The organism is Streptomyces sp. NPDC046939, from assembly GCF_040644575.1.
Lineage (GTDB): Bacteria > Actinomycetota > Actinomycetes > Streptomycetales > Streptomycetaceae > Streptomyces.
On record NZ_JBEYWV010000044.1, the window covers coordinates 58416 to 83325 of the forward strand.

24 protein-coding genes and 1 pseudogene are annotated in these 24910 nt (G+C 69.4%); 14 read left to right on the plus strand and 11 right to left on the minus strand.

Features of this window, described 5'->3' with window-relative positions; translation table 11 throughout:
• Positions 1 to 232 precede the first annotated feature (232 nt).
• The 3 genes from ABZ877_RS35320 to ABZ877_RS35330 all read left to right on the plus strand — a co-directional run bounded on the left by ABZ877_RS35320 (position 233) and on the right by ABZ877_RS35330 (position 3000).
• Positions 233 to 1054, plus strand: coding sequence for an ABC transporter permease (locus tag ABZ877_RS35320; RefSeq protein ID WP_361079928.1), 822 nt, complete (start codon positions 233 to 235; stop codon positions 1052 to 1054).
• Between the two features lie 88 nt (positions 1055 to 1142).
• Positions 1143 to 2195 carry an ABC transporter substrate-binding protein gene (locus ABZ877_RS35325; RefSeq protein ID WP_361079887.1) on the plus strand — a complete coding sequence of 351 codons (1053 nt, stop codon included), beginning with the start codon at positions 1143 to 1145 and terminating at the stop codon, positions 2193 to 2195.
• Entirely contained in the window at positions 2182 to 3000 is an 819-nt protein-coding gene (locus tag ABZ877_RS35330; protein WP_361079888.1) for an ABC transporter ATP-binding protein, read from the plus strand. The genes ABZ877_RS35325 and ABZ877_RS35330 overlap by 14 nt, the downstream gene beginning before the upstream one ends.
• A 590-nt stretch (positions 3001 to 3590) precedes the next feature.
• On the opposite strand, the gene ABZ877_RS35335 is transcribed toward ABZ877_RS35330, so the two are convergent.
• Positions 3591 to 4229, minus strand: a complete 639-nt coding sequence (locus ABZ877_RS35335; RefSeq protein ID WP_361079930.1) for a LysE family translocator — start codon at positions 4227 to 4229, stop codon at positions 3591 to 3593.
• Between the two features lie 173 nt (positions 4230 to 4402).
• Between ABZ877_RS35335 and ABZ877_RS35340 the strand changes: the two genes are divergently transcribed.
• Complete coding sequence (locus ABZ877_RS35340; protein WP_361079890.1) at positions 4403 to 5581, plus strand: glutamate--cysteine ligase; 1179 nt, start codon at positions 4403 to 4405, stop codon at positions 5579 to 5581.
• 76 nt (positions 5582 to 5657) lie between these two features.
• On the opposite strand, the gene ABZ877_RS35345 is transcribed toward ABZ877_RS35340, so the two are convergent.
• Entirely contained in the window at positions 5658 to 6164 is a 507-nt protein-coding gene (locus ABZ877_RS35345; RefSeq protein WP_361079892.1) for a dihydrofolate reductase family protein, read from the minus strand.
• A gap of 293 nt (positions 6165 to 6457) precedes the next feature.
• Here ABZ877_RS35345 and ABZ877_RS35350 point away from each other — a divergent pair, with 293 nt between their 5' ends.
• The gene (locus ABZ877_RS35350; RefSeq protein ID WP_361079894.1) at positions 6458 to 8377 is read left to right on the plus strand and encodes a protein kinase; all 1920 of its coding nucleotides are present in this window, start codon (positions 6458 to 6460) and stop codon (positions 8375 to 8377) included.
• Positions 8378 to 8715: 338 nt separating this feature from the next.
• Entirely contained in the window at positions 8716 to 9648 is a 933-nt protein-coding gene (locus tag ABZ877_RS35355) for a glutaminase (protein WP_361079932.1), read from the plus strand.
• 222 nt (positions 9649 to 9870) lie between these two features.
• Here the strand turns inward: ABZ877_RS35355 and ABZ877_RS35360 are convergent, their stop codons facing one another.
• Complete coding sequence (locus ABZ877_RS35360; protein WP_361079896.1) at positions 9871 to 10266, minus strand: DUF2267 domain-containing protein; 396 nt, start codon at positions 10264 to 10266, stop codon at positions 9871 to 9873.
• A gap of 290 nt (positions 10267 to 10556) precedes the next feature.
• Complete coding sequence (locus ABZ877_RS35365; RefSeq protein ID WP_361079898.1) at positions 10557 to 10979, minus strand: Hsp20/alpha crystallin family protein; 423 nt, start codon at positions 10977 to 10979, stop codon at positions 10557 to 10559.
• Positions 10980 to 11239: 260 nt separating this feature from the next.
• On the opposite strand from ABZ877_RS35365, the gene ABZ877_RS35370 reads away from it, so the two are divergent.
• Both ABZ877_RS35370 and ABZ877_RS35375 read left to right on the plus strand, forming a co-directional pair.
• The gene (locus ABZ877_RS35370; protein WP_361079900.1) at positions 11240 to 11662 is read left to right on the plus strand and encodes an Hsp20 family protein; all 423 of its coding nucleotides are present in this window, start codon (positions 11240 to 11242) and stop codon (positions 11660 to 11662) included.
• A 68-nt stretch (positions 11663 to 11730) separates the two neighbouring features.
• On the plus strand, positions 11731 to 11853 hold the full coding sequence (locus ABZ877_RS35375; RefSeq protein WP_361079902.1) for a hypothetical protein: 123 nt from the start codon (positions 11731 to 11733) through the stop codon (positions 11851 to 11853).
• On the opposite strand, the gene ABZ877_RS35380 is transcribed toward ABZ877_RS35375, so the two are convergent.
• Positions 11837 to 12640, minus strand: a complete 804-nt coding sequence (locus ABZ877_RS35380) for a MerR family transcriptional regulator (protein WP_361079904.1) — start codon at positions 12638 to 12640, stop codon at positions 11837 to 11839. The genes ABZ877_RS35375 and ABZ877_RS35380 overlap by 17 nt on opposite strands.
• A 168-nt stretch (positions 12641 to 12808) precedes the next feature.
• Here ABZ877_RS35380 and ABZ877_RS35385 point away from each other — a divergent pair.
• Both ABZ877_RS35385 and ABZ877_RS35390 read left to right on the plus strand, forming a co-directional pair.
• Positions 12809 to 13576 (plus strand): annotated as a pseudogene (locus ABZ877_RS35385) (SDR family oxidoreductase); the annotation flags it as partial.
• Between the two features lie 50 nt (positions 13577 to 13626).
• Positions 13627 to 13980 (plus strand): nuclear transport factor 2 family protein, encoded by a 354-nt coding sequence (locus tag ABZ877_RS35390; protein WP_361079906.1) that lies wholly within the window; start codon positions 13627 to 13629, stop codon positions 13978 to 13980.
• 339 nt (positions 13981 to 14319) lie between these two features.
• Here ABZ877_RS35390 and ABZ877_RS35395 read toward each other — a convergent pair whose 3' ends face one another.
• The 4 genes from ABZ877_RS35395 to ABZ877_RS35410 form a co-directional block, all read right to left on the minus strand.
• Complete coding sequence (locus tag ABZ877_RS35395; RefSeq protein ID WP_361079908.1) at positions 14320 to 14676, minus strand: ANTAR domain-containing protein; 357 nt, start codon at positions 14674 to 14676, stop codon at positions 14320 to 14322.
• A 419-nt stretch (positions 14677 to 15095) separates the two neighbouring features.
• Positions 15096 to 15971 (minus strand): LysR substrate-binding domain-containing protein, encoded by an 876-nt coding sequence (locus ABZ877_RS35400; RefSeq protein WP_361079909.1) that lies wholly within the window; start codon positions 15969 to 15971, stop codon positions 15096 to 15098.
• 1 nt (position 15972) lies between these two features.
• On the minus strand, positions 15973 to 17172 hold the full coding sequence (locus ABZ877_RS35405; protein ID WP_361079910.1) for a low temperature requirement protein A: 1200 nt from the start codon (positions 17170 to 17172) through the stop codon (positions 15973 to 15975).
• A gap of 251 nt (positions 17173 to 17423) precedes the next feature.
• Complete coding sequence (locus tag ABZ877_RS35410; protein ID WP_361079912.1) at positions 17424 to 18173, minus strand: SDR family oxidoreductase; 750 nt, start codon at positions 18171 to 18173, stop codon at positions 17424 to 17426.
• Positions 18174 to 18618: 445 nt separating this feature from the next.
• Between ABZ877_RS35410 and ABZ877_RS35415 the strand changes: the two genes are divergently transcribed.
• Positions 18619 to 19137 (plus strand): cupin domain-containing protein, encoded by a 519-nt coding sequence (locus tag ABZ877_RS35415; protein ID WP_361079914.1) that lies wholly within the window; start codon positions 18619 to 18621, stop codon positions 19135 to 19137.
• A 277-nt stretch (positions 19138 to 19414) separates the two neighbouring features.
• Here the strand turns inward: ABZ877_RS35415 and ABZ877_RS35420 are convergent, their stop codons facing one another.
• Together ABZ877_RS35420 and ABZ877_RS35425 are read right to left on the minus strand one after the other, a co-directional pair.
• Positions 19415 to 19975, minus strand: coding sequence for a GNAT family N-acetyltransferase (locus tag ABZ877_RS35420; RefSeq protein WP_361079916.1), 561 nt, complete (start codon positions 19973 to 19975; stop codon positions 19415 to 19417).
• 455 nt (positions 19976 to 20430) lie between these two features.
• Positions 20431 to 21726, minus strand: a complete 1296-nt coding sequence (locus tag ABZ877_RS35425) for an MFS transporter (protein ID WP_361079917.1) — start codon at positions 21724 to 21726, stop codon at positions 20431 to 20433.
• A gap of 456 nt (positions 21727 to 22182) precedes the next feature.
• On the opposite strand from ABZ877_RS35425, the gene ABZ877_RS35430 reads away from it, so the two are divergent.
• From ABZ877_RS35430 to ABZ877_RS35440, 3 genes are read left to right on the plus strand one after another with little or no spacing between them, the layout of a single operon-like run.
• A complete protein-coding gene (locus tag ABZ877_RS35430) occupies positions 22183 to 23004 on the plus strand; it encodes a TauD/TfdA family dioxygenase (RefSeq protein ID WP_361079919.1) in 822 nt (273 codons plus the stop codon).
• Positions 23005 to 23026: 22 nt separating this feature from the next.
• Positions 23027 to 23464, plus strand: coding sequence for an aspartate 1-decarboxylase (gene panD / locus ABZ877_RS35435; protein WP_361079921.1), 438 nt, complete (start codon positions 23027 to 23029; stop codon positions 23462 to 23464).
• Positions 23461 to 24816: a DUF6002 family protein gene (locus tag ABZ877_RS35440; RefSeq protein WP_361079922.1), complete on the plus strand. Its 1356-nt coding sequence runs from the start codon at positions 23461 to 23463 to the stop codon at positions 24814 to 24816. Before panD ends, ABZ877_RS35440 begins: the two co-directional genes overlap by 4 nt.
• Positions 24817 to 24910: the final 94 nt, after the last annotated feature.

Genomic DNA, 24910 nt, shown 5'->3' on the forward strand with positions numbered 1-24910 from the left:
TCGACCTGTGCCGACGCCCGGCCTCGTGTTGTTGCTGACCCGGCCTTTCTGACGCGCCCGGCATCCTTCCTCGCCGGGCGCCTGTCCATTCCGTTCAGCATCATTTTCGCTCGGGGCCGGCCGCCCATGTCCGTCGACGGCGGCTGCTCATGTCCCGGCGTGCCATGGAGGCCGCCTCGTGTCCACGACTTCCCGTCTGTCCAAGCCTGATCACGCCGCGACGCCTGTCGATGTGCTGCCCGAGTCTCGCTCGTCCGCAGGGAGCCTGAGGGCGCGCGTACGCCATGTCGCGCTGCCGCTCGGCTCGCTCCTGCTGTTCCTCGTCCTGTGGCAGCTCCTGGCGACGAGCGGAACGTGGAGCGAGACGCTGGTTCCGCCGCCCGCCAAGGTGTGGGACGCGTTCATCGACGTATCCACGACGCACGACGGCGTACGCGGCTACAACGGCACCTACCTCATCGAGCACCTGGGTATCAGCCTGCGGCGCATCGCGGTCGGAGCCGGCATCGGCATCGCACTCGGGGTGCTGTTCGGACTGCTCATGGGCACCGTCGGCTGGCTGCGCTCGCTGTTCGAACCCTGGATCACCTTCCTGCGCACGCTGCCCCCGCTGGCGTACTTCTCGCTCCTCATCATCTGGCTGGGCATCAACGAGGAGCCGAAGGTCACGCTGTTGGCGGTGGCCGCGTTCCCGCCCGTGGCGGTCTCCACCACGACGGCCGTCGCCGCCGTACCGAAGAGCTTGGTCGAGGCCGCCCGTGCGCTCGGCGCGTCGCGGTGGGACGTCGTCAAGGACGTCATCGTGCCGTCCGCCCTGCCGGAGACCCTCACCGGGGTCCGGCTCGCTGTGGGTGTGGCCTACTCCTCCCTCGTGGCCGCCGAGTTGGTCAACGGCCTGCCCGGCATCGGCGGCATGGTCAAGGACGCCGCCAACTACAACAACACCCCGGTGGTGCTGGTCGGCATCATCGCGATCGGCGTCTCAGGGCTGATCATCGACGGCCTGCTGCTGCGGCTGGAACGCACCGCCGTGCCGTGGCGCGGCCGCGCGTAGAACCAGCAGTACCCCTACTCGTACCCGAACCCATACCCGTACTCGTATCCGTAGCGCTCCCCTCCCTTTGCACAGAAACGGCTCCGCCATGTCCCGTCTCCCCCAAGGCCCCACCCGCCGACTCCTCCTCGCCGGCGCCCTGGCCGCCGTTTCCGCGGCCGTCACCGGCTGCTCCTCCGACAGTGAGGCGTCGGCGTCCGGCGGCTCCAAGCGGCTGCGCATCGGCTACTTCGCCTTCCCCAGTGGGGACTTGATCGTGAAGAAGAGGAGATTGCTGGAGAAGGCGCTGCCGGACTATAAGATCACCTGGATCAAGTTCGACTCCGGCGCCAGCGTCAACCAGGCGTTCATCGGCAAGTCCCTCGACATCGCCGCGCTGGGCTCCAGCCCGTTCGCCCGCGGGGTGTCCGGCAGCTCGCCCATCCCTTACAAGGTGGCGTGGATCCTCGACGTCGCAGGGGAGAACGAGGCCCTGGTGGCGCGCAAAGCCAGCGGCATCACCGACGTGGCCGGGCTCAAGGGCAAGAAGATAGCCACTCCCTTCGCCTCCACCTCGCACTACAGCCTGCTGGCCGCGCTGGCGGCAGCCGGTCTCAAGCCGTCCGACGTCCATCTCATCGACCTGCAGCCCCAGCCGATCCTCGCTGCCTGGCAGCGGGGTGACATCGACGCCGCCTACGTCTGGCTGCCCACCCTGGACGAGCTGCGCAAGACCGGCACCCAGCTCACCAGCAGCAAGAAGATCGGCGCGGCGGGCAAGCCGACCCTCGACCTGGCCGTCGTATCGGACGACCTGATCGCCAGGGACCCGCAGGCAATCGACGCTTGGCGCAAGGCGGAGGCGGAGGCGCTGCGCCTGCTCAAGTCCGATCCGGACGGCTCGGTCGAGGTTGTCGCGGCCGAGCTCGGCATCAGCGCCGCGGACGCCAGGGCACAACTGGCGCAGGGAGTCTTCCTCACCCCGGAACAGGTGGTCTCCGCCGACTGGCTGGGCACCGAGGGCAAGCCGGGCAAGCTGCTCACCTACGTGACCGACACCGGTCGCTTCCTGGCCGACCAGAAGCAGATCGACGCCGCACCGACCGAGGACGTCGTCCGCAAGGCGTTCTACCTCAAGGGGCTGCCCGATGTCCTCAAGTGAGCTCATCCAGACCGCGGACGAGGCCGACTCCGCGCGCGCCGGTTCCGTCCGACTCGACCACGTCATCCACCAGTACGGCCGGGGCGGCGAGGCCTTCACCGCCGTCGGGCCGGTCGACCTGACCGTTCCGGCCGGGGAGTTCCTCGTCCTGGTGGGCGCCTCCGGCTGCGGCAAGAGCACGCTGCTGCGGCTGATCGCCGGGTTCGAACAGCCCACACACGGCAAGGTGCGGGTCTCCGGCACCGAACCCCGGCCCGGCGCCGCGGCCGGGGTGGTGTTCCAGACGCCGCGGCTGTTCCCGTGGCGGACCGTGCGGGGCAACATCGACCTGGCGTTGCGGTACGCGGGTGTGGACCGCGCCCAATGGGCCGAGCGACGCGCGGAGTTGCTGGCCCGGGTCGGTCTGGAGGGCACCGAGAAGCGGCGTGTCTGGGAGATATCCGGCGGTCAGCAGCAACGCGTCGCCATCGCCCGGGCCCTCGCCGCCGAGAACCCGCTCTTCCTGCTCGACGAGCCCTTCGCGGCACTGGACGCGCTGACCCGCGAGCGGCTTCAGGAGGACGTCCGCCGGGTCACCGAACGGACCGGGCGGACCGCGGTCTTCGTGACCCACTCGGCGGAGGAGGCGGTGTTCCTCGGCTCCCGCATCGTGGTACTGACCAAGAGCCCGGGCACCGTGGCCCTCGACCTGCCGATCACCCTGCCGCGGGGCGACATCGACGCCGAGGAACTGCGCGCCTCGCGTGAGTTCGCCGAGCTGCGCGCGCAGGTGTCCCACGCCGTGAAGGAAGCCGCAGCGGTGTGATCCGTTCTGGGCCGCCGAACGTTCTACAGCAAGGAGGAGAGCGACCCCGCGCCTTGGGGTCGTACTTCGTTCACAGCGCAGCACTGTCGACCACGCGACACCGGCCGAGCGACGATCAAGCAGCCGCCGACGCACAGCATGGGGGCGGCCATGGCCTGGGGGCGAGGGCGGTGAAGACCGCGGTGCTCGTGAAAACAGCGGCTATCGCGCGCTTGCGCAGACGCATCTGGATTCCTCGGACGATGACGGGCCGACAGGGTTCGGCGGTCGGCACGCTGCCGCGTGCAGGCCGCCCCGTCTGGCGCCAGTCTCATGGTGCGCGCGCCCCGGGCCAGACTCGCCGGAGGAGTCCGGCGCTTCTCTGCACGATCACCACAAGTGGCGGACCACACCTCGGACAAGCGCATCAGCGGGTCCGGTGGCTCCCCATTCGAGGCGACGATCAAGCAGATCACTGCCGACCTGGGGTGAACCCGAAGACGAAGAGGTCGGCCAGCCGTCCCCGTCTCGGCCTCGTACCCGGTGACGACGTGGGCGTGCCGAGCACGCGCGCGACCCGGCCGCCATGCTCATCGACCGGCTGGGGCGAATCAGTCCTTGCGGCCCGTCGCGGCCACGGTGACGCCCAGCCCGATCATGGTGAGCCCGCCCACCCCACCGACCAGGGAAAGCCGCTGCGGCGAACGCGCGAACCAGTCCCTGGCAGTCGCCGCGACCATCCCCCACACCAGGTCGGACGCCACAGCAATGAGGTTGAAGACGAGGCCCAACAGCAGCATCTGCACCGCGACATGTCCCTGGCCGCGGTCGACGAACTGCGGCAGTACTGAGGCGAAGAAGACGATGGTCTTGGGGTTGGTCACGCCCACGGCGAACCCTTCCCAGAACGTCCGCAGGCCGCCCTGCGCACCCCCTGCCCCGCTGACCGCCGCCTGCAATGACCCACGCTCACGCCAGGCTTTGACACCGAGGAACACCAAATAGGCGGCGCCGACCAGCTTGAGCACCGTGAAGACGAGAACCGAGCGTTCCACCACCGCCCCGATCCCGAATGCGACGGCCACGATCAGCGCATAGGCGCCGAGTGTGTTTCCCACGACTGTGGTCAGCGCAGCGCGGCGCCCCCGCGCGAGCGCCCGTCCGATCACGAACAGCACGCTGGGGCCGGGAATGACGATCAGCAGGAACGACATGGCCGCGAAGGCGAGGAGACGGTCAGCAGACACCATGAAGGTCATGCAAGCACGCGGCGGGCTCACCCTTCCAGCCGTATTCCCATTCCAGTCCGCGCGTGCACCTGAGGATGAGGCCAAGACTCGCCCCCCCCCGAACCACCCGCGCACATCCAGGGCGTCGGACAGGACCATCCCGATCAGTGACCGTAGGTGACACTCTGGTCGCTATGAAGAGTCAGAAGCGGACATCCGGCCCTGCCCCGGGGCAGCCGCGCGGTGCCGCCTCCCACCGCCGTGACGCCGATTCGCCCGGCGTGCTGGTCGGGGCGGAGGAGGAGTACCTCGTCGTGGACCCGATGTCCCGCCAGCTCAGCACCCGTGCGGACAAGGTCGTCGCCGAAGCAGCGGCAGAGCTGGGGCCCCGGGTCGGTACCGAGCTGACCCGCTATCAGGTCGAGGTCCGTACCCACCCGCATGCCACTCTGGCCGCCCTCGGCGAGGATCTGCGCCACCTCCGGCACGTCGTCGCACAGGCCGCTTCCCGGCTGGGCCTGCGCATCATCTCCAGCGGGACGCCCGTCCTGGGCCAGCACACGCCCCCGCCCCTGTCGGCCGGCGAGCGGTACGCGCAGAGCCTGGCCACCTTCCGCGCGCTGGACCATGAACAGACGGTGTGTGCCTGCCACATCCACGTGGAGATGCCCGACCTGGCCACCGCGCTCGCCGTCAGCAATCACCTGCGGCCCTGGCTGCCCGTGCTCCTCGCCCTGAGCGGCAACTCACCGTACTGGGAGGGGCAGGACACCGGTTACGACAGTTGGCGCAGCCTGACCTGGGCACGCTGGCCCGTGGCCGGACCACCGCCCTACTTCGAGTCCACCGCCCACTTCGAGGACCTCGTCGGCCGGCTCATCACCAACCGCACCCTCATGGACCGTTCCGGCATCTACTGGGACATCCGGCCCTCCCACCATGTGCCGACGCTCGAAGTCCGGGTCGTCGACGCCGCGTCCTCCCCCGACGACACGCTTCTGCTGGCCGCTGCCGTCAAGGGCCTGGCCTGCGCGGCCCTGACGGCCGTACGTCAGGGGCAGACCGCGCCGCGGCCGGAGCCGGAGATGTTGCGCGCCGCGTACTGGCGCGCCGCCCGCGACGGCGTACGGGGACAGAGCATCGACCTGGACTCCGGCCGCCTCCGCCCCGCAGCCCAGGCACTCGCCCAGCTATGGGAGACGGCCCTGCCCGCCCTCCCCGCTCAGGACCTCACCCTCGCCGACGCCGCCCGCCACCGCCTCGCAGGTCAAGGCAACGGAGCCGACCGCCAACGAGCCGCCTACCGACAGCGCCACCACTACAACGATGTCGTCGACCACCTCATTCGCCAGTTCACGGGCATGAGGGATTGACCCTGCCGACGTGTGACTGAGGGTGCGGTGCATTGCTCGGGCATCAGGGCTGGCGACCCGTACTGGTCGGCCCACCTCAGCGGCGAACGCGGTAGCGGATGTGAGTGGCCACCGGCGTGTCGATCACCCGGGTGATCTCCAACTCGATCTGCGACGGCAAGACGTCGAACAGGCGACGGCCCTCACCGAGCAGCACCGGCATCTGATGGATCTGCACCTCGTCCAGCACCCCGGCCGCGAGCGCGCGTCGCGCCGTGTACGCGCCACGCACCTGCACGTCCTTGTCCCCGGCGGCGGCCTTGGCCTGCGCGATCGCGCTGTCGATTCCGTCGGTCACGTAGGTCACGTAGGTCACCAACGGATAGCCGCAACGGGCGGCGGGGCCGGGCGGGCGGTGACTGGGCACGAAGATCGGGAGGCCACCGTGATCGCCGCCCCAGTGATCCATGAGCTCGGCAGTGCGTCGTCCTGCGAGCACCGCACCGCCTGTGTTCCATTCGTCCTGGAACCGCGCGGCCGGGCCGGACACGAGCTCGGAACTGGTCCGACTTGTCGGTAGACCCGGCATGGCGGCATTACTCATCGGACACCGTGGCACCGCAACGACAACAGCGCGCCCGGATACGACCCCGCGTGCGGCCTCCCGTGCGGTGCGGCGGGCAGGCGAAGTCCCTATAAGCTTCGCCCTTGGGGGCGGGGTCGAAGGACCGCAGGCCAACAGGGAATCGGCGCCGTATCGCGCGGCCGGGACCTGCGCGCTCACCGCTGGTGGCGCCGAAGTCGGCGTTCCGGCGCGGGGGTCTTGGGCACCAGCCTCGTTGTCGCGATCCGTGCCGTACGGATCCCTGCGTTCGACCTGCCTGGAGGGCGTGTCAGGTGCACCCGTTGGAAGAGTCCGATCCGACACACATCGGTCGCTATCGGCTGCTCGGCAGGCTCGGATCCGGGGGGATGGGCAGCGTCTACCTCGGACGGACGCCGGGCGGGCGCCCCGCCGCGGTGAAGGTCGTCAACGCTCATCTGCAGGCGGATCGCGGCGCGTTGGACCGGTTCCGGCGGGAAGTGGAGACGCTGGGCACCGTCCGCAACGCGTTCACGGCCGCCCTCATCGACGCCGAAGTCAGCACCCCGCCCTTCTGGATGGCGACCGAGTACGTGCCCGGACCGACGCTGGCCGACGCGGTCGACACCTCCGGGCCGTTCCCGGTCGACCTCGCGCGCGCCGTCCTGGCGGCTCTCGCCGAGGGGCTCGCCGACATCCACGTACACGGCGTGCTGCACCGTGACATCAAGCCGCAGAACGTGATCCTCTCGGCCACCGGACCCCAGCTCATCGACTTCGGTATCGCCCGCAGCGAGGCCATGGCCGACATCACCCTGGCCGGTGCCGCCATCGGCACCCCCGGATTCATCGCGCCCGAGACCCTCACCCACGGCGAGACCGGACCGGCCTCCGACGTCTTCGCGCTGGGCGTCACCATGGCCTACTGCCTCACCGGACGGGCGCCGTACGGCCATGGCTCGGCAGCCGCCGTCTCCTACCGGACTGTGCACGAGGAGATGGACCTCGCGGGTGTTCCCGAGGACATGGCTCGGCTGATCCGGTCGTGCGCCGACAAGGACCCGGCTCGCCGTCCCGATCCGCAGCGCATCGTGGAACTGTGCGACAGCGACAACGCCAGCGAGAGCCAGAGCGACGTCGTGCGGCACCCCGCCTACCAGCGGATCACCGCGTCGACGCTGTCCGGGGATGACACGGCGTCCGTCGCCGGTGCCGGCCCCCTGCCGCCCGGCGCACATCCCACTGTGCCCGCCCCCTCGGCCCCGAGTGGCGCACCCGTCCCGCACCCGGCTCCCACCGTCGCCGCCGGTACGCGGTTCCTGCCGCCTCCGACGTACGCGGATCCGGCCAGTTCGTCCGCGACCGTGTCCGCGCCCGGCGCACGACCGGCCTGGTACCGCCGCACACCGTTCCTCGGCGTCGGCGCGGTGGCCGTCGTCGCGGTCGGCGCGGCGACGGTCATCGCTCTCCAGAGCTACGGTTCGACCGCTGACGCCAAGGATCCGAAGGCGTCCGGGAGTCACAGCGACTCCGGCAGCGTTTCGGGGGGCAAGGAGCTGCCGCAGTCCCTGACGGTGCGTGGCAGCAAGGTGCTGGAGGCGGGCCAGTCCCTCCGGACAGCGCACGTCAGGCTGGTCATGCAGAAGGACGGCAACCTGGTCTCTTACGACGAGAAGGAGCAGCCCACCTGGGCGTCCCAGACCTCCGGGGAGAACTACGAGGCGGTCTTCGAACAGGACGGCAACCTGATCGTCTACAACGCCGCGCATGAGTCGGTGTGGTCCTCGAACACCGGCCCCTCCAAGGGTGCGGTCCTCGAACTCCGCACCGACGGCGATGTCGCCATCACCAAGGACGGCCGCGACCTGTTCAGCACCGATACGGTCGCAGGGCTTCCGGAGACGATGACGGTCCGCGCCCGCAAGACGCTGGAGACCGGTGACTTCCTCCAGACGGCCCATGTGAAGCTGGCCATGCAGGAGGACGGCAACCTGGTCGCCTACAGCGACGACGGGCGCCGGTGGGCCTCCGACACGTCCGGGGAGAACTACAAGGCGGTGTTCCAGGAGGACGGCAACCTGGTCGTCTACACCGCCGACGACAAGCCGGTATGGGCGACCAACACGGGGTATCCCGAGGGCGGCTCACTGCTCGAGTTCCGCGCGGACGGCAACGTCGCCATAGCCAAGGACGGACGTGATCTGTGGAGCAGCGGCAACGGGGGCGGCGAGTGATGCACGCTGCGACGACGGACACCGGGGCTCTCTTCCACTGGCCACGGACCTGGCGACTCCTCCGACCAAGGCGGCAGCAACGACCCGACCAGCTCCCACAAGCAGTCGTCCACGGCCCACGGCCACGGCCCACGGTCGAGTGCTCACACAGCACGAACGGCCCAACCATCACACCAGTCGCACCACACCAGGACGCTTCGACGAGGTCGTGTCAGATTGAGTGGACGCTTCCTCCCACGTCTCGTGGACCAGAGCACCAACTCGCGTCCTGGCCAGATCCCCGGTCGCGCCCTCACCGACGAGGGTGACACCGCGGCCCCGTGAGGCTCGTGAGCACAATGGACGGCGTGACATCGACGATGGACTATCAGCAGGTTCTGGAACAGATTGCCGAGGAGATCGCACGGACGCCCGGCCGGGGGCGGTCCGCCGACTACATCCCGGCGCTCGCCGCACGCGACCCGCGCGCCTTCGGCATGGCCGTCGCCGAGCTGGACGGCACCGTCCACGGGGTGGGCGAGTGGCGCGAGCCGTTCTCCGCGCAGTCCATCACCAAGGCCTTCACCCTGGCCCTGGACCTGGCCCACGAGGGCGACGAGCTGTGGGAGCACGTGGGCCGCGAGCCTTCCGGCAACCCGTTCAACTCCCTGGTACAGCTCGAGTACGAGAACGGCATCCCGCGCAATCCGTTCATCAACGCCGGCGCCCTGGTCGTCACCGACCGCCTCCACACCCGTACGGGCGACGCCGCGGGCGAACTCCTGCAACTGCTGCGCACCGAGAGCGGGAACCCGGACCTCGATTTCGACATGACAGTCGCCGCCTCGGAGGCCGCGCACGGCGACCGTAACGCCGCCCTCGGCCATTTCATGGCTTCCTACGGCAACATCGACAACCCTGTCCCGCTCCTGCTCGACCAGTACTTCCGCCAGTGCTCGATCACGGCATCCTGCGCCGACCTCGCGCTGGCGGCCACCGTCCTGGCCCGGCACGGTGTACGCGCCGACGGCACCCGACTGCTGACCCGCAGCCAGGCCAAGCAGGTCAACGCCGTCATGCTGACCTGCGGAACCTATGACGCGGCCGGCGACTTCGCCTACCGCGTCGGCCTGCCCGGCAAGAGCGGCGTGGGTGGCGGCATCATCGCCGTCGTGCCCGGCCGCTGCGCACTGTGCGTATGGAGCCCCGGCCTGGACGAACGGGGCAACTCCGTGGCCGGAGTGGCGGCGCTGGACCTCTTCACCACGCTCACGGGGTTGTCGGTCTTCTGACGTATGAGCACAGCCGCACGCCCGGCCGCGCAGCTCTGATCGTCATCGGTGCCTGTCAGCCGACGGTGAACCGAGACGCGGCCAGGGGGCGGATGGTTCTCGATCTTGTCGTGCGGGATGGGAGCGGTCGGGCAAGTGGCCTCCGGGGGCTGCCCTCGACTGCTCGCCGACCTTGCCGTCGGCATCCGGTGCGCGGCGGGTGTGCGGCGTACCGGATGTGGGTCAGGTGGGCTGAGGACGGCCGAACAGCAGGTCGTAGCCTGCCGGGAGCTGAAGCAGGACCTGGTCCATGAGGTCGTGGTCGGCGGCGTCGGCGACAGTGCTGAGGACGGCGCTGACGTCCCAGGCGGCGGTCTGCTCGGTGGCTCCCTCGATCCAGGCTGCCGTCGCCCGTACGAACCTCTCCGGTGTCAGCGGCTCGGCACTCTGCAGGGGGTTGAGCAGGATCAGGGCGAACCCTTCCGGCAGGCGCGCCGCCAACTGGGCCCGCACTTCGCCGACCAGGTGTGCACCCAGCAGGGCGAGGACTACGCGCGCCGCTCGTTCGGCTTCGTGTTCCGTTGCGTATTCGCCGCGTTCCTTCACCTGTTCGAGGAAGGCTTCACGTCGCAGGGTCACGTGGCCACCGCCTTTCTTCGGCTCCTTGTCCGGTGCGCGGGACTCGCTGGTGCCGATCTTACGAGGCTTGGCGCTCGATGAAGAGGGTATGCAGGCGCATCCCGGCCGAGCCGACGGTCGCTGATCCGAGCACCGACGGCGCGTACGGGAAAACGCCAGCCGTGCTCGCCCAAGTGCCGCTTCCCGGAACCGGCGGCGTTCAGTGAGGTCGCCGTAGCCGTCGGCGGGTGGTTGGCGTCAGGGCCCCGGACTGATGCCCGGGGCCCTTGAAGGGGAGAACGGTTGCGGCGTCAGCTGTGCAGTTCCTTGCGGTCGCTCCCGCCGCCGATGGCGATCTTCCGCGGCTTGGCCTGCTCAGCGACCGGGACACGCAGCCTCAGCACACCGGCGTCGTAGGAGGCTTCGATCTTCTCGGTGTCGAGGGTCTCGCCGAGGAACAGCTGTCGGCTGAACGTCCCCGCCGGCCGTTCGGTCACCACTGCCTCGCTGCTCTCGCCGTACGCCGGCTTGCGCTCGGCCTTCACCGTCAGGACGTTGCGCTCGACATCGAGGTCGATCGACTGTGGGTCCACGCCTGGCAGGTCCAGCTCGACCAGGAACGTGTCACCCTCACGCCAGGCATCCAGCGGCATGCTCGCCGGGTGTGCGGCCGTGCCCCAGACCCGCTCGACGAGCCGGTCGAGCTCGCGGAAGGGATCCGTACGCATCAGCATTTTGCCATCCCTCCTTTGCCTCGTTCCTGCGTTCATCAGTTCCACTTCTGATGTACCACTGCGCCGGAAAGTTGACAAGTATCGGCTCAACTTCCGCACAGCAGTACACACAACGCGTGATAGAAGCTTGAGCGGCACACCATCAACTTCATGCAGTGGTGACTTGTCAGAAATCCTGTGATCAGGTTATACGGATAGGCGGTTACCAGATCCGCGGACCGCAGCCCCTGCGGCCCGCCTACCGGAAGGAGAAAATGGGCATGCTTGCGCGTACGGGCGCGTTGGGTGATCTTGACCGGCTCACGCATCAGCTCGCGAACAGCATCGCCTCGGACGGCACCGTCATCGCCGCGGATGCCTGGCGCGACGACGAAGCTCTCTACTTGCAGTTCGATCTGCCCGGCATGGACCGTTCCAGCATCGAGCTGACCACGGAGCATCACACGCTGACCCTGACCGCCGAACGGCCCTCCCCGATCCCGGCCGACGCCCGTCCCGTACTCACTGAGCGGCCCGCCGGCCGCTTCACCCGCCGCCTGGACCTGTCCGACGCCTTGGACACCGCAGCCGCCGAGGCCGCCTACGACAACGGCGTCCTCACGCTGCGTATCCCGCTGGCCGCACACGCCAAGCCCCGCAAGATCGCCGTCTCGGGCGGCGCGCCCAAGGAACTGCCCAACTGAGCCGCACCGACAGCCCGTCCGTCGTCCATCCGTCCATCCGTCCCAACGCATAGGAGGAGGTTCACACCATGGGCGCCCTGCTGTGGCTGCTCATTCCGCTCTTCGCCGGTCTCGCCGCCAGTGTCTGGGCCTGGGGCATCGGACGCCGCGATCCCAGCCTGCCCGAGCGGCCGTTCATCCCGTGCCGGTGACGCGGAATACCGGCCAGCCGATCTCCGTGCGCCAACGGGCGCTGTCCGGGGTGTCGCGCGGGCCGAGGAGGTAGGTCTCGCGCACCGGCCCGGCCACCGCGAGGGCGTGGTCGGCCACCCACCTGCCGAGCTCGCCGTAGGTCACCTCGATCGTGTCGTGGACGCCCGCGTGCACGGCGACCGCGAGTTCCGCCGCCGGCAGTTCGGTGCTACGGACCCGTCCCACGGCCGGGACGGGAGCGGCGATCGGGACGTGCACGAGGACGTGTCCGCGCCCGTGAGTGAACAGCGCGTTGTCGTAGAGCCCGCCGGGCGGCCCCTCGGGTTGGCTGACGACCGCGTCGAGCTCGGCCATCGCGCCGGCGTACCAGGCGAGCACGTCGGTGTCGGCGACGGTGGCTTCCACCGCGGCCACCATCTGTACGGGCACCTGCCGCAGCTCGACGGTGACACCGGCCGGCTCCGGGCGCAGCAGCCGGTGCAGGGAGGCGACGGCCGCCTGGGTACGCGCCAACTGTTCCTCCAGCCGCTCCAGGTGCTCGGCCACGAGCGCCGCGCGGGCGGCCGGGTCGGGAGTGAGGAGGATCTGTCGCACGTCGGCGAGGGGTACATCGAGCTCCCGCAGTTGGAAGATCACCTGCGCGGTGGGGATCTGGGCGGCGTCGTAGTAGCGGTAGCCGCTCGAAGGATCCACCTGGGCCGGTTCCAGCAGTCCCGCCTCGTGGTAGCGGCGCAGAGTCCGCACGCTCAGGTGGGTCATCCGGGCGAATTCACCGATCGTCAGCACGTCTCCTACTGTGCACCCTCCCCTGGGGGGAGGGTCGCCGGGCTTGCCCCTCCCGCCGCGGGAGGCCGCACGCTCACGGGCATGACCAGCACGACATCGACATCGACATCTCATGCTTCTGCTCCCGCTCCTTCTCCTTCTGCTGCGCCTGCTCTCGCTCCCGGTCGCGAGCTTGAGGGGCGGCTCGCTCTTGTCACCGGCGCGGGCCGGGGCACCGGTGCAGCGATCGCGGCACGTCTTCGCGCGGCCGGGGCCACCGTGCTCGCCACCGCGCGCACCGTGCCCGCGGGCGCCGACCCGGAACACTCCTTCATCGCCGCCGACCTGACCTCGCCCGAGGGCGTCGACACCGTCGTCACGGCGGTACGTGAACGGCTCGGCACCTTGGACATCCTTGTGCACACCCTCGGCGGTTCCAGCTCGCCCGCTGGAGGGTTCGCCGCGCTGTCCGAGGACCACTGGCGGGACGAACTCGCCCTGAACCTGCTGGCCGCGGTCCGCCTGGACAGCGCGCTGCTGCCGGCGATGCGCCAGGCCGGTCAGGGCGCCGTCATCCACGTCTCCTCCATCCAGCGCCGCCTGCCACTGTTCGACGCCACACTCGCCTATGCCGCGGCCAAGGCGGCGCTGACCACCTACAGCAAGGGGCTCGCCCGTGAGCTCGCCCCGCACAACGTGCGCGTCAACGTCGTCTCTCCGGGAGCCATCGAGACCGAGGCGGCCACGGCCCTGGTAACCCGGATCGCCCAGTCCCAGGGCATAGAGCCTGCGGAAGCCTGGGAGCAGGTCCTGGCCGGCCTCGGCGGAATACCCCTCGGTCGCCCGGCCCAGCCCGAGGAGGTGGCCGAACTCGTCACCTTCCTCGTCTCGGACCGGGCCAGTGCCATCACCGGCGCCGAGCACACCATCGACGGCGGCACGGTCCCCACCATCTAGGCCACAGCCCACACCGGCGGTGCCCCCCAGCACAGCACAAGGAGAATGAGATGACTGCGCCCCCGCCCGGCTTCGCACACCTGCCGAAGGTCGTCCAGACCTACCTCGACGCGCACGCCCGGGGCGACGCCCCCGCAGCGGCCGAGTGCTTCACCCCTGCCGCAGTCGTCATCGACGACGGCAGCACGTATCGCGGCCGCGAACAGATCCGCGACTGGGTCAACCGCTCCTCGACTGAGTACACCTACACCACCACTCCCACCGCCGCCGTCCAACGCGGTCCGAACAACTGGACCGTGAACCAGCGCGTCGAGGGAAACTTCCCCGGCGGCATCGTCGACCTCGCATACCGCTTCACCATCGACGACGCGGGCATCACCGCCCTCGACATCAACCCCGCATAGCCACTCGCCGACGGTCCAAGGCGGCCAGGCGCCCAGCACCGGGCGAGGACGCGGCGTCGGGGCGCCGAGGAACGTACCGGCGAAGGTGGAGATGCCCGCGGCGTGAGACCCCGGTGCTTCGTCACCGAGTCGGAAAGCGCAGGAACATCGCGGAATCAGCAGTACATGCATCGTTCTGCGCGCGTTCACTGCACTCTGCTGGGAACAGGGGTGACGCCGGGCGGCAGTTCGGCCGGACGCGCGGACGCCGTCCCGTTCCCAGCGGCCGCAGGGCTGTTCGTCGTGTGCCAGGCCATCCCTGTGGTGCGGGCGAGCGTGTCGCGCCGGTCGGCCCGGTGCCTACTCCACGTACGCGCCGTTTCGCGTACCGATCACGTCTTGCTGCTGGCGCAACTGGTCGCGAAGTTCGGTCCGAATCTTCGTGGGGAGGCTGCGGGTGCGGCCCCACTGAGTGAGCAGGACGGCGAGGTGGCCGAGTTCGGTGTCGGTGCGCTGAGCGGTTGCGCGCAGGACGGTGAAGGCGCTCGCGGGCGGGATACGGGCGGCGGCCATGAGGACGCCGACGGCTCGGTCGACGTCGGCGCGCGCACCGACCGCCTCCTTCAGTCGGTCGATCTCCGCTCGCAGGGCGGCGGCCTGAGTCGGGCCGTCTGCTGGTTGCCGGTCGGCAGCGGGCCGGGTTGCGCGGGTCGTCATTGCCTACCTCCGGGGTCTAGGGAGTGTCATTACGCCGCCTACCCCGATCCGGCCCGGTCCCGCATGTCCCGCGCCCGGCGCGCTGCGGTGCCACGTAACCGTAACGCCGGTCAGAGGAGTGCCGCGCAGCTTGTTCGGCCAGCAGATCAACCACCGCCGCGGCGCACACCTTGCCCGATCAGGCCGGTCCGAGCTCCGGCCTCGCCCGCACCGGCTGGAGGGAGAGGTGGACCTCGCCCCAACAGGCGGCCCGAAGGCCAGGTGGTGCCCCAGTGGCTGGCCAAGGGGCCGATGAGAGCACCGTCGATCGCCGTCGCATCAGTCACCGGTCCAGAGGCACCTGCGCACTCCCGCGGCGCCGACGGGGAGCCTGCGCACGCCGCCGCAGGCCCTTGCCCTGTGTCCCGGACGGTTCGTTCTCACAACCTCACGTGGGTGAGGAAGGTGGTGCGGCCTGGAGACGTGGTGTGGGGGAGGTAGAGGGCGTGGAGTGGCGCGTGGATGGGGGGTTCGAGGGCGAGGACGTGCGCTTTGCCGCCCGCCGCTGGGCCCGGTGGTGTGGTGACGAAGGCGATGTGGCGGGTGCCGAGGACGGCTGTGATGGGAGGTGTTCCCTGGCGGGCGGTGCGTTCGGTATTCGGTTCGAAGCCGGCATCGCGGCAGTGGTCGATGAGGAGGTCGGTGTAGCCGGAGCGGCCGGGAGCGCCCCAGACCAGGAAGGTTTCGTGGGCGAGTTCGGGAAGTGCCACGGATGTGCGGTCGGCCAGGGGGTGGTCGGAGGCGACGGCTATGTGCAGGCGTTGGTGGCCGAGGGTGGTGCGGGTCAGGCCGTGAGCCGGCGTCATCCCGCGGCACAGGCCGATGTCGAGGTCGCCGGCGAGGAGGGCGGCGGTCAGTTCGGAGGGGTAGCGCTGGTGGATCTCGGGGGTGATGTCGGGGTGGGTGTCGCTCACCGGGGCGAGCAGGGTGACGAGTTCGTCGCCGGTGACGGCGGGGGTGTAGCCGATGCGGAGCGTCTGGGTCTCGCCGCGTCCGATGCGCCGGGCGCGGCGCAGGGCGGTGGCGGTCATGCCCTGGAGGACGCGGGCGTCCTCGAGCAGGGCCGCTCCGGCGGGAAGTACGGTGACGCCGGTGCTGCCGCGCTCCAGCAGCGGAACGCCGACTTCGCGTTCGAGGACCTGGATGGAGGTGGACAGGGCCTGCTGGGACAGGTGGAGCCGGGCGGCGGCGCGGGTGAGGCTGCCTTCTTCGGCAACGGCGATCAGGTGGTCCAGTTTGTTCAGGTCGAGGCGCACCTCAAGACCTCTCGGCTCGATGGCGAACGGTGAAGAGATTGGCTGCCAGCGTGGCGGCCACCGCCAGGCCCATGCCCAGGACGGCGCCGCCGATTCCCATGGCGGGTGCGCTGAAGCCCACAGCCAGCACCACCAGCGCCCCGGCGACCACCAGCAGGGAATGTCCCACCGCTCCGGTACGGGTGGCCCGGTGCAGTGCTCCCAGTGTCAGGAGCACGATCGCCACGGGGATGGCGACCGCCAGTCCTGCTCCCCGGGCGGAGAGGTGTTCGTGGTGTTCGGCGGCGTCCAGAGCCGCCTCCAGGCCGGCGCCGATCGCGGCCGGTGCGGCGAAGACCACGTAATGGCCATATCCCCAGACCAAGGCGGTGCGCAGGGTGGTCAGTGCGGCTTCGTTCCCGGTGAAGTAGATCCACCACAGGGCGAAGACGAGCAGCAGGCCGCCGATCGCGATCAGGAGAACGGTTGCGGACAGGCCGCGGTCCGTCACGGCGGAGCGGACGGCGGCGAGCGAGCCGAGAATCACCTCGCCCAGGACGATGATGGTGAAGAGGCTGTAGCGCTCGGCAATGTGCCCGGGGTGCCAACCGGTGGGGTGACCCCGGTACTCGGCCCATGCCGGTACGGCCAGCTCGGCCGCGACCAGTATTAGGAAGGTGGTCCAGGCCCAGGCGCCGTCTGTCCACAGGCGGGCGACCCAGCAGATCTGCACCACGGTGATACCGATGGCGTAGCGCAGCGCGCCGCTGCGGCCCTCCGGGTGCTCGACGGCGGCGCGCAGCCACTGGGCGACCATCGCGACCCGCATCACCACGTAACCGGCCACGACGATTGTGAAGTCACCGTCCTCGAACACGGCGGCCACGCCTGATGCCAGTACGAGTACGCCGGCCATCTGCAGCAGGGTCAGTAGCCGGTAGGGGACATCGTCGGTGTCGTAGGCGGAGGCGAACCAGGTGAAGTTCATCCACGCCCACCAGATCGCGAAGAACACTGCCGCATAGGCGGCCAGCCCGGAACCGACATGGTCCTCGGCGAGGGCGTGATGAAGCTGGGCTGCGGCCTGGGAGACGGCGACCACGAAGGTCAGGTCGAACAACAGCTCCAACGGTGTCGACGCCCGGTGCTCCTCCCCCGGGTCCCGTCCGCGCATCACCCGTCGCAGTGGTCCGATCGGGGTGGCATCAGCCTGGCCGCTCATCACGTCTTCCTTTCACGCTCGGCCGTCGTCACTGGCCGACTCCGTCCTGCCCGCCCGTCCGGACCGCACGGGCGCCGATCCGCCCGGCTCGTTCGTGCTCGCGTGCTCGCGTGCTCGGTGGCTTGGGCGGCATCGGTGTTGTGTTCACGCGTTGTACGCATTCCCTGGTACCACCAGCGTGGCTCGCCCGCTGGCTGTGAGCCGGACGGGAGAGCCACGCCCCCCCGGAAGAGCATCGCGGAAGCATGCGGTCAACGGGTGGTGTAACCGCCGTTGGGGAACATCGTCTGACCGGTGAACCACCAGCCTTCGGTGGCCAGGAACCTGACGACCGGGACGATGTCCTGGATGTGGGTGAGCTGATTGCCCATCGCCTGCGACTTGTGAAACTCGACCCGCTCCGGAGTCTCCTGCGGATAGAAGAACGGCGTGTCCATCGGGCCCGGAGCCACCGTGTTCACGGAGATCCCGCGATCCGCGAACTCCTTGGCCGCCGCCCGGGTGAAATGCTCCAGGGGCGCCTTGCCGCCGGCATAGGTGGAGTAGCCGTCGGTGAAGGCGGCCAGCAGCGACGTGCCCAGGCTGATGATCTTGCCGTGGTCGTTCAGTCGGCGCCCCGCCTCCTGGATGAAGAAGTACGCGGCCTTGGCGTTGATGGCGAACATGCGGTCGTACTCCTCCTCGGTGGTCTCCAGGATCGGCTTACGCAGCACCATCCCGGTGGTGTTGACCGCGATGTCGGCGCCGCCGTAGGTGTCCACCGCCGTGTCGAAGAGCCGCCGTACGTCGGCGACCTTCGTCAGGTCCCCCTGGACGGAGACGGCCTGGCCTCCGGCCTCCCTGATCGCCCTCACGGTCTCCTCGGCGTCGCTCTCGGAGCTGTGGTAGTGCACGACCAGCTTCGCCCCGGCCTCCGCGAATGTCCTGCTGATCAGCCCGCCCAGGTTCTTCTCGCCACCGCCGACAACGGCGACCTTGTCCAGCAGCGTGTTCTCCGTCATGCTCCGCACTCCTTCACGTCACTCACTGGCGATCGACGCGATCACCTACTACGGACGAACCTAGGCGGACATTCCGGTCACCGGGTAACAGAAGTTTCGGGTCGCTCCACAAACATCATCGATACCCCAGCCAGTGATGCACTCGAGAGCTACGACCCCAGGGCCCTCCTAGTTTCAAGGCCTGGCAACGAGCTCGATGGGGTACTGAACCGGGCCGACCTTGTGAGGCATGGCCATCGCAACCGGCGTCTGAGCTTGACATCAGTTCCCGTCTCGGCGGCCACCCACCGATCAGCCGCGTCAACGCGTCAGCAACGCTGCGCGTCAATACGCCTAGGTCCCCGGTCCTCAGCCCAGGTCATCCCGAGACCGACCGAAAGCCCGATGCCAGCTTCTGGAGGCAGCAGCCACCATGCTGGTGGAGACCTGCCAAGAGGAGCGCATCATGTCGTACCCCGAATACCTCGACTACCCGGAACCCCGCTACCACGGCACCAAGGGCGAAGTGAACGCGGCCTTCCGCCCGGCCGACACCCCGCCGGACATCTCATCCCCCAGCGCCTCCACCCACTACCTCGCGACCGACAAGTCGACCGGCGGCGAATTCGGCTTGTACAAAGTGGAGTTGAGCGCACGGTCCGCTGGAGCACAGACCCACTTCCACAAGGCGATGTCGGAGTCCTTCTACATCCTCTCCGGCGAACTGGAGCTCTACAACGGCGAGAAGTGGGTCACGGGCCGCGCGGGCGACTTCCTGTACGTACCGGTCGGCGGCCTGCACGCCTTCAAGAACGTGACCTCCGAGCCCATGTCCATGCTCATGCTCTTCTCCCCCGGAGCCCCACGCGAGGAGTACTTTGAGCGGGTTGCGGAGATGACGCAGCGCGGCGGTGAGGAACTCAAGCAGTTCCGCATCCGGCACGACAGCTACTTCCTGGAAGACTTCGCGCCCGGAGAGAAGTAGTTCGGGCCGTTGGAGGACTATCCCTCCCTCGCCACTGTGGCCGCCGCCAAGACGCACCCGGTCCGCACGAAATGGCCAACACCTGTCGCTGCCACGCAGGGGGCTGGGCCTTGTAGCGGAAGTCCTCGCCCTCGTCGTCGCCAGTGTTGAACTGAACGAAGCCCGGCTGGGTGCGGCGCCCATTGCCACCGTCCGGCCCGCTGCCATCAATCGTGAGACTTCCGGAACGTCTACATCCGGGCCGGGCGATGCGAGCCCCCCTCCCGCGAGCACCGCGTCAGGGCCGGGTCATCTCGTACCGCACAGCCCCGTGCTCGGCGCCCTCGATCGCCAACATGCCCGGGGGCACGGGTACGACGCCCGTATGCGTCATGCCCAACTTCCGCAGGACCTTGCGGGAGGAGGCGTTCACGGCCAACGTGTCGGCCCAGACCTTGCGCACACCCAGCTCCGTGAACGCCTTGGCCAGCAACGCTCGCGAGCCCTCGGTGGCGTACCCGTTGCCCCACGCGTCCTGCCGCAGCCGGTAGCCGAGTTCGACCTCGTCGAGCGGCCCGTGCGGAGCGGGGCGGAGGATGAACCAGCCGACGAATGCGCCGCCGTCCCTCTCGTGCGCGGCGAACATCCCGAGGTCACCGCCCCACTTCTGATACCCGGCGAGGATGGCGGGCAGGATGCGCTCGCGGACGCGTTCCGGCGCGGTGGGGGTGCCGCCGCTCAGGTAGCGCATCACCGCCGGGTCACTGTCCAGCTCGATCAGCAGTTCAGCGTCGTCAGCGGTGAACCGGCGCAGAAGCAGGCGCGGGGTCTCCAGGTAGGTGTGCGGGTGGGCGTCCATGAGCCGATCATGCCGAAGCCGGGCGTGGGCGCGTAGGCCCTGCACGAGGACAGGAAAGGGCACGGCGTTGGTGCGCCGTGCGCACGCCAGACTGGTGCAGCGCAGGAGGGGACAACGAGGTCATTTTGGGCCAGAGGGCACAGGAATCAGCCCGGTGACGTGAAGGGCTTCGCCGTCCCGGCCAGGCCGGGCGCAAGCGGAGGATCGCGGCGATCACATACTCGTAGCAACGGCGCCCCTGGGGGCATGAGACGCCGAAATGGCCGCAGGTAACGGGAATGGTGAGGCGCGACACGTGCGCCTGAGAAACGTGTCGCAAACCTGCCGCACAGCGGCGTCGTCAAGTCCCGGATCCGCCCCGCCCACCCTGCAGGATGGAAGCCATCCACGGTCCATCCCCCCGGCGCCGTAAGCCACCGGTGCCGACACGCCCGACCGCACCCCACTCCCTCCCCTCATCGCCCGCCCCCCTCCCCCGGCGCCGAACCGCCCCCACCCCCCGCCCCAGACGCCCGTAACGCCCGCCGGCACAACGTCGTCGTAGGCGCGGCGGCTGCCACGAAGATCACGGCGAGCACGGCCCAGCCACCGACCAGCGCTCCGGTGACGAGGGTGGTGATCATGGCCGGTCCCATGGTGGCCACCGCCCCTTCGGTGCTCGCCGCAAGTCCTTGGTACTCGCCCTCGGCGTCGCGGCGCATCAGGCGCAGGGAGAGGCCCCAGCGGGAAGCGACGTAGTGCAGTTCGCCGTAGATGTGTGCGGCGAGCCCGGCCAGGACGATGAGGGAGGAGAGCAGGGCGCTCGCGGGCCAGGCCGCGGCGGCGAGCAGCAGGCAGCAGACGGCCAGGGCGATTCCGGCTTTCCGGGTTGAGCGGACCGCGCCGCGCAGGCGCTTTCCCTGCCGGGTCACGCGTACTTGGTAGAGGGCGATGAACAGGGAGCTGATGACGACGGTCACCGGCGCCAGCCACACCGGAGCGGCGGTCTGGTACTTCAGCCACAGGGGAAGCCCGCTGGAGAGGAGCGGCCAGCACAGGGAGAGCAGTGCGGTGGTGCTCATCAGGGTCAGGTAGGGGATGTCGCGTACGGCGCGGGTGCCGGAGCTGCGGTGTGCGGCGGGCACGGTCGGGGTGGGTGGCAGGCCGACGAGGACTGTGGCCGACAGGAAGGCGGAGAGGGCCACGGCGGTCAGTGCGGCGTAGTAGGGGCCGGCCGTGTCGGTGGACAGGACCCATGCGGCGAGGCCCGCGCCCGCGGCGTAGGTGATGTGCTGGACGACCCGGGCCTGGGCCAGCACGGTCAGGCGCCGGTGTTCCGGCATCAGGAGGTAGACCAGGGTGACCTTCACGCCTCGGCCGGACGTCTCGGCGGCGGTGAACATCGCGGCGACCACCAACAGGCTCCAGAAGCCGTTGGTGGTCAGGAAGAGCAGCACCAGTAATCCGCGCGTGAGGCTGACGGCGACGAACACTTGTCGGGCGCCGTGCCGGTCGGCGAGGGCGCCGACCGGTACGGCGGCGAAGAGGCCGATGCCGCCGCCGAGTCCCATGGCCAGGCCCATGGAGGCGGCGGGGATTTCCTTGACCGACGTCAGGTAGACGGCCCACATGCTGAACCACAGGCCGCCGCCGAAGGCCGACACCGCCTCGGAGTACAGCAATTTCCTTACGGCCCCGAGCTCCTTGCGGGGGGCTTTCTCCACGTCGGCTTCGGACACGGTCCCGGACTTCGGCGCACTGCGGTTGCTCACTTGTTCTCCGTCCCGTTCACACCTGTCCCGCACCTAGTGCGGAGGGGTCGGAAATCGCGCTGCACGACGGCGTCGACACCCCGGCAAGAAAGCTACCCGAGGGTTCGGCGCGCGGGTAATGCCCAGCGCCTTTCTGACGCGGGAACGAACAAACGAACAGACGGCCGCAGCTTGAGTACCCCTGTTGCACCGGGTTATTCACGGGTCCGTGGGGATGATGCGAACCGGCCATCGAGTGCGGAGGAAGACACGGGCCTGATCTTTGGCGTCATCATGGCTGGGCTGCTGCTTCAGGGGGATGAGCAAGGAATGGATCAGTCGCCGCCCGTGACCGAATAACGACCGCCTCCAGGCATTGACTTGATCCCCGTGGCTCGGCCTATCGTGCTGGAGAACCGCACCGGAAGGGTCTCCCGGAAAGAATCCTGTCGCCGCCCGAGGAAGGCATTGCGACCCATGCCCTTCCGGCACGCGAAAGCAACTCCTAGGTGGCGTCAGCGCCTTCAACGCCGCAGGAAACACGCCCTTGGAGCAGCCTTGTCACACTCCCCCCTGAGCATACTTTCGCAGCTCGACTTCAACGGAAATCCGTTGAGCGACGAGCTGCTGGCGAAAACCTTCCACCAACTGATGGACGAGCACGGATACGTCCTGATGTGCAACGTCCCGGACACCTTCGACCAGGTCAAATTCTGCCGGGAATTGGGCAGCTTCGTGCCCAACTACACCGGCGCGGTGGTCGGCGACGTCCGCCCCGAGCCCGGCATGGACGACGTCTACCACGCGGGCAACACCCGCCCGCTGACCCCGCACACCGAGGGGTACGACTTCGCCGTCCTGCCGCCCCGCTACATCGCCCTGTGGTGCGTCACCCCGGCCTCCGGCCCCGGCGGCGAGACCACGCTGTGCGACACCCGGCCCTGGATCCAGGGACTGCCGGACGAGGAGCGCGAGCGGCTGCTCGACCGCACCTACGACTGGAAGACCACCGAAGGCGTCCAACGCCTCGGGCTGGACCTCAAGACCCGGCACCCGATCCTGGAGGAGAACGAGAAGGGACTCATCGTCCGCTTCAGTTGCAACAACCTGCTGCGGGACGACGACGATCCCGCCGCGGAGCTCCAGGAGCGCTGGAAGCCGGCTTTCGAGGAGGACCACGTCGCCATCACCTATCAGCGCAACGACATGCTGGTCTGGGACAACTGGCGGTTGCTGCACGCCCGCAACGCGTTCACCGACCGCAGCAGGCATCTGCGGCGCATCCAGATAGCGGCCTGATCCTCCACAGAAGGAGAACCCCGTGCACCGCACCATGCTCCACGGAAAGATCCACCGCGCCACCGTCACCCAGGCCGACCTCCACTATGTCGGCTCCCTCACGCTGGACCGCGACCTGATGGACGCCGCCGGCCTGTTACCTGGTGAGCAGGTCGACATCGTCGACATCGACAACGGCAACCGGCTCACCACCTATGTGATCGAGGGCGCCCGCGGCAGCGGAGTGGTGGGGATCAACGGCGCCGCCGCTCGCCTCATCTCCGTCGGCGACCTGGTGATCATCATCGCGTACGCCACCGTCAGCGACGAGGAGGCCAGAACGCTGACGCCCGACGTGGTGTTCGTCGACCGGCACAACCGGCCGAAGCACACGGGCGCCGACCCGGCCCACGTGCCCGACGAGGCGGACGCCGCGCGGTTGGTCCGGGGCGACCAGTTGCTCGAAGGAGCCGCCTCGTGACCTCGGCCCCGCCCCTGACGACCGGTCAGACAGAACTCCCCGCATCCCTGGCCCACTACGACGCGGAACTGCGCCGCGTGCTCGACGACACCGCGAAGGAGGCCCACCACGACCCGGCGGCCTTCGCCCCGCGCTGGGAACTGCCACGCCCCAGCCCCGCACTGGACGCCTTCTTCACCCCCAGCACGATCAGCGCCCACCCCGTGACCGAGCACCGGGGCCGCCGCGTGGAACTGCTGAACCTGATGCACAACCCGCGCACCCGTACCACCAAGACGTACGCCTCCCTGGTGATCGTCGCGCGGGCGGTCGCGCACATCGAACGCACCGGCGAACGGGTCGTCATCCTCACCCCGTCCAGCGCCAACAAGGCGACCGCGCTCCGGGACGCCGTGCTCCGCGCCCACGAGTGCGGCCTGGCCACCCCGCAGAACCTGGGGATCGCCTGTGTGGTCCCCTCCTCCTCACGCGCCAAGCTGTGGCGCTCCGCCCTGTCCGACGATCCGGACCTGCGCCGCGGCAACCCGCTGACCGTGCTGGACACCGCCGAACCCGGCAGGGTCAAGGAACTCGCCCGCACCGTCACCGACACGCTCTCTCCCGCCCTGCACCGGCAGCACGGCGTGCGGCTGTGGCACTCGCTGGAGCTGCTCAACTACGCCGTCGCCGACACCGCGCGGGCCCTGTTCGAGCGTGACCGGCTGCCCAGTGTGCCGCGACTGCACGCCCACTCCGTGTCCAGCGCCTTCGGGCTCCTCGGACACTTCCACGGGCAACGGCACATCACCGGCAGGCCGTGGCCGGACACCGGGGCCGGCTACTTCCTCATCCAGCACCTGGGCACCTCGGACATGGTCTCCAGCCTGTACCACGACCGCTTCGACTACCGTCCGAACTGGACGGAGCGCGACGGGCGGTTCGTGCAGGACCACGATCCGCACTTCCCCCAGGTCGCCTACGCGCCCGACGAGCAGCTCGACGCGACCTTCTACACCCGGCGGCCCGCCACCTCGCCACGCATGAACGAGATCATCCGCCGCCAGGGCGGGGGCGGGATCGTGGTGTCCCTCGCGGAGTGCCTCGACCGCTACCCGACCGTACGCTCCCTGCTCGCGCCCGCCGGCGTCCATCTGCCCGCCGACCCGCGTCACCTGCGCGAATGGTCGCTGGTGATGGCCGTGACCGGAGTGCTCAACGCTGTCGACCGCGACCTGGTGGGCATGGACGACATCCTCGTCCACGGTTCCGGTTCCTACTCCGCCGCCGACTACGAGACGGTCCCCGAGGCCCACCTGCGGCCGGTCGCGGACGCCGGAGACCTGGCCTTCGCCGTACGCGAAGCGGTCAGCTGACCACAACGGCGCGGGGGGCGGCCCCGGGGGGGGGGGCCCCCCCCCCCCCCGCCCCCCCCCCCCGCCCCGGCCCCCCCCCGGCGGTCAACCCCCC

Bases quoted from the DNA above. Each gene is read 5' to 3' on its own strand.
- ABZ877_RS35325 (WP_361079887.1), top strand. From the start codon at position 1,143: ATGTCCCGTCTCCCCCAAGGCCCCACCCGCCGACTCCTCCTCGCCGGC.
- ABZ877_RS35330 (WP_361079888.1), top strand. From the start codon at position 2,182: ATGTCCTCAAGTGAGCTCATCCAGACCGCGGACGAGGCCGACTCCGCG.
- ABZ877_RS35335 (WP_361079930.1), bottom strand. From the start codon at position 4,229: ATGGTGTCTGCTGACCGTCTCCTCGCCTTCGCGGCCATGTCGTTCCTG.
- ABZ877_RS35340 (WP_361079890.1), top strand. From the start codon at position 4,403: ATGAAGAGTCAGAAGCGGACATCCGGCCCTGCCCCGGGGCAGCCGCGC.
- ABZ877_RS35345 (WP_361079892.1), bottom strand. From the start codon at position 6,164: ATGAGTAATGCCGCCATGCCGGGTCTACCGACAAGTCGGACCAGTTCC.
- ABZ877_RS35355 (WP_361079932.1), top strand. From the start codon at position 8,716: ATGGACGGCGTGACATCGACGATGGACTATCAGCAGGTTCTGGAACAG.
- ABZ877_RS35365 (WP_361079898.1), bottom strand. From the start codon at position 10,979: ATGCTGATGCGTACGGATCCCTTCCGCGAGCTCGACCGGCTCGTCGAG.
- ABZ877_RS35370 (WP_361079900.1), top strand. From the start codon at position 11,240: ATGCTTGCGCGTACGGGCGCGTTGGGTGATCTTGACCGGCTCACGCAT.
- ABZ877_RS35375 (WP_361079902.1), top strand. From the start codon at position 11,731: ATGGGCGCCCTGCTGTGGCTGCTCATTCCGCTCTTCGCCGGTCTCGCC.
- ABZ877_RS35390 (WP_361079906.1), top strand. From the start codon at position 13,627: ATGACTGCGCCCCCGCCCGGCTTCGCACACCTGCCGAAGGTCGTCCAG.
- ABZ877_RS35395 (WP_361079908.1), bottom strand. From the start codon at position 14,676: ATGACGACCCGCGCAACCCGGCCCGCTGCCGACCGGCAACCAGCAGAC.
- ABZ877_RS35405 (WP_361079910.1), bottom strand. From the start codon at position 17,172: ATGAGCGGCCAGGCTGATGCCACCCCGATCGGACCACTGCGACGGGTG.
- ABZ877_RS35410 (WP_361079912.1), bottom strand. From the start codon at position 18,173: ATGACGGAGAACACGCTGCTGGACAAGGTCGCCGTTGTCGGCGGTGGC.
- ABZ877_RS35415 (WP_361079914.1), top strand. From the start codon at position 18,619: ATGTCGTACCCCGAATACCTCGACTACCCGGAACCCCGCTACCACGGC.
- ABZ877_RS35420 (WP_361079916.1), bottom strand. From the start codon at position 19,975: ATGGACGCCCACCCGCACACCTACCTGGAGACCCCGCGCCTGCTTCTG.
- ABZ877_RS35430 (WP_361079919.1), top strand. From the start codon at position 22,183: ATGCCCTTCCGGCACGCGAAAGCAACTCCTAGGTGGCGTCAGCGCCTT.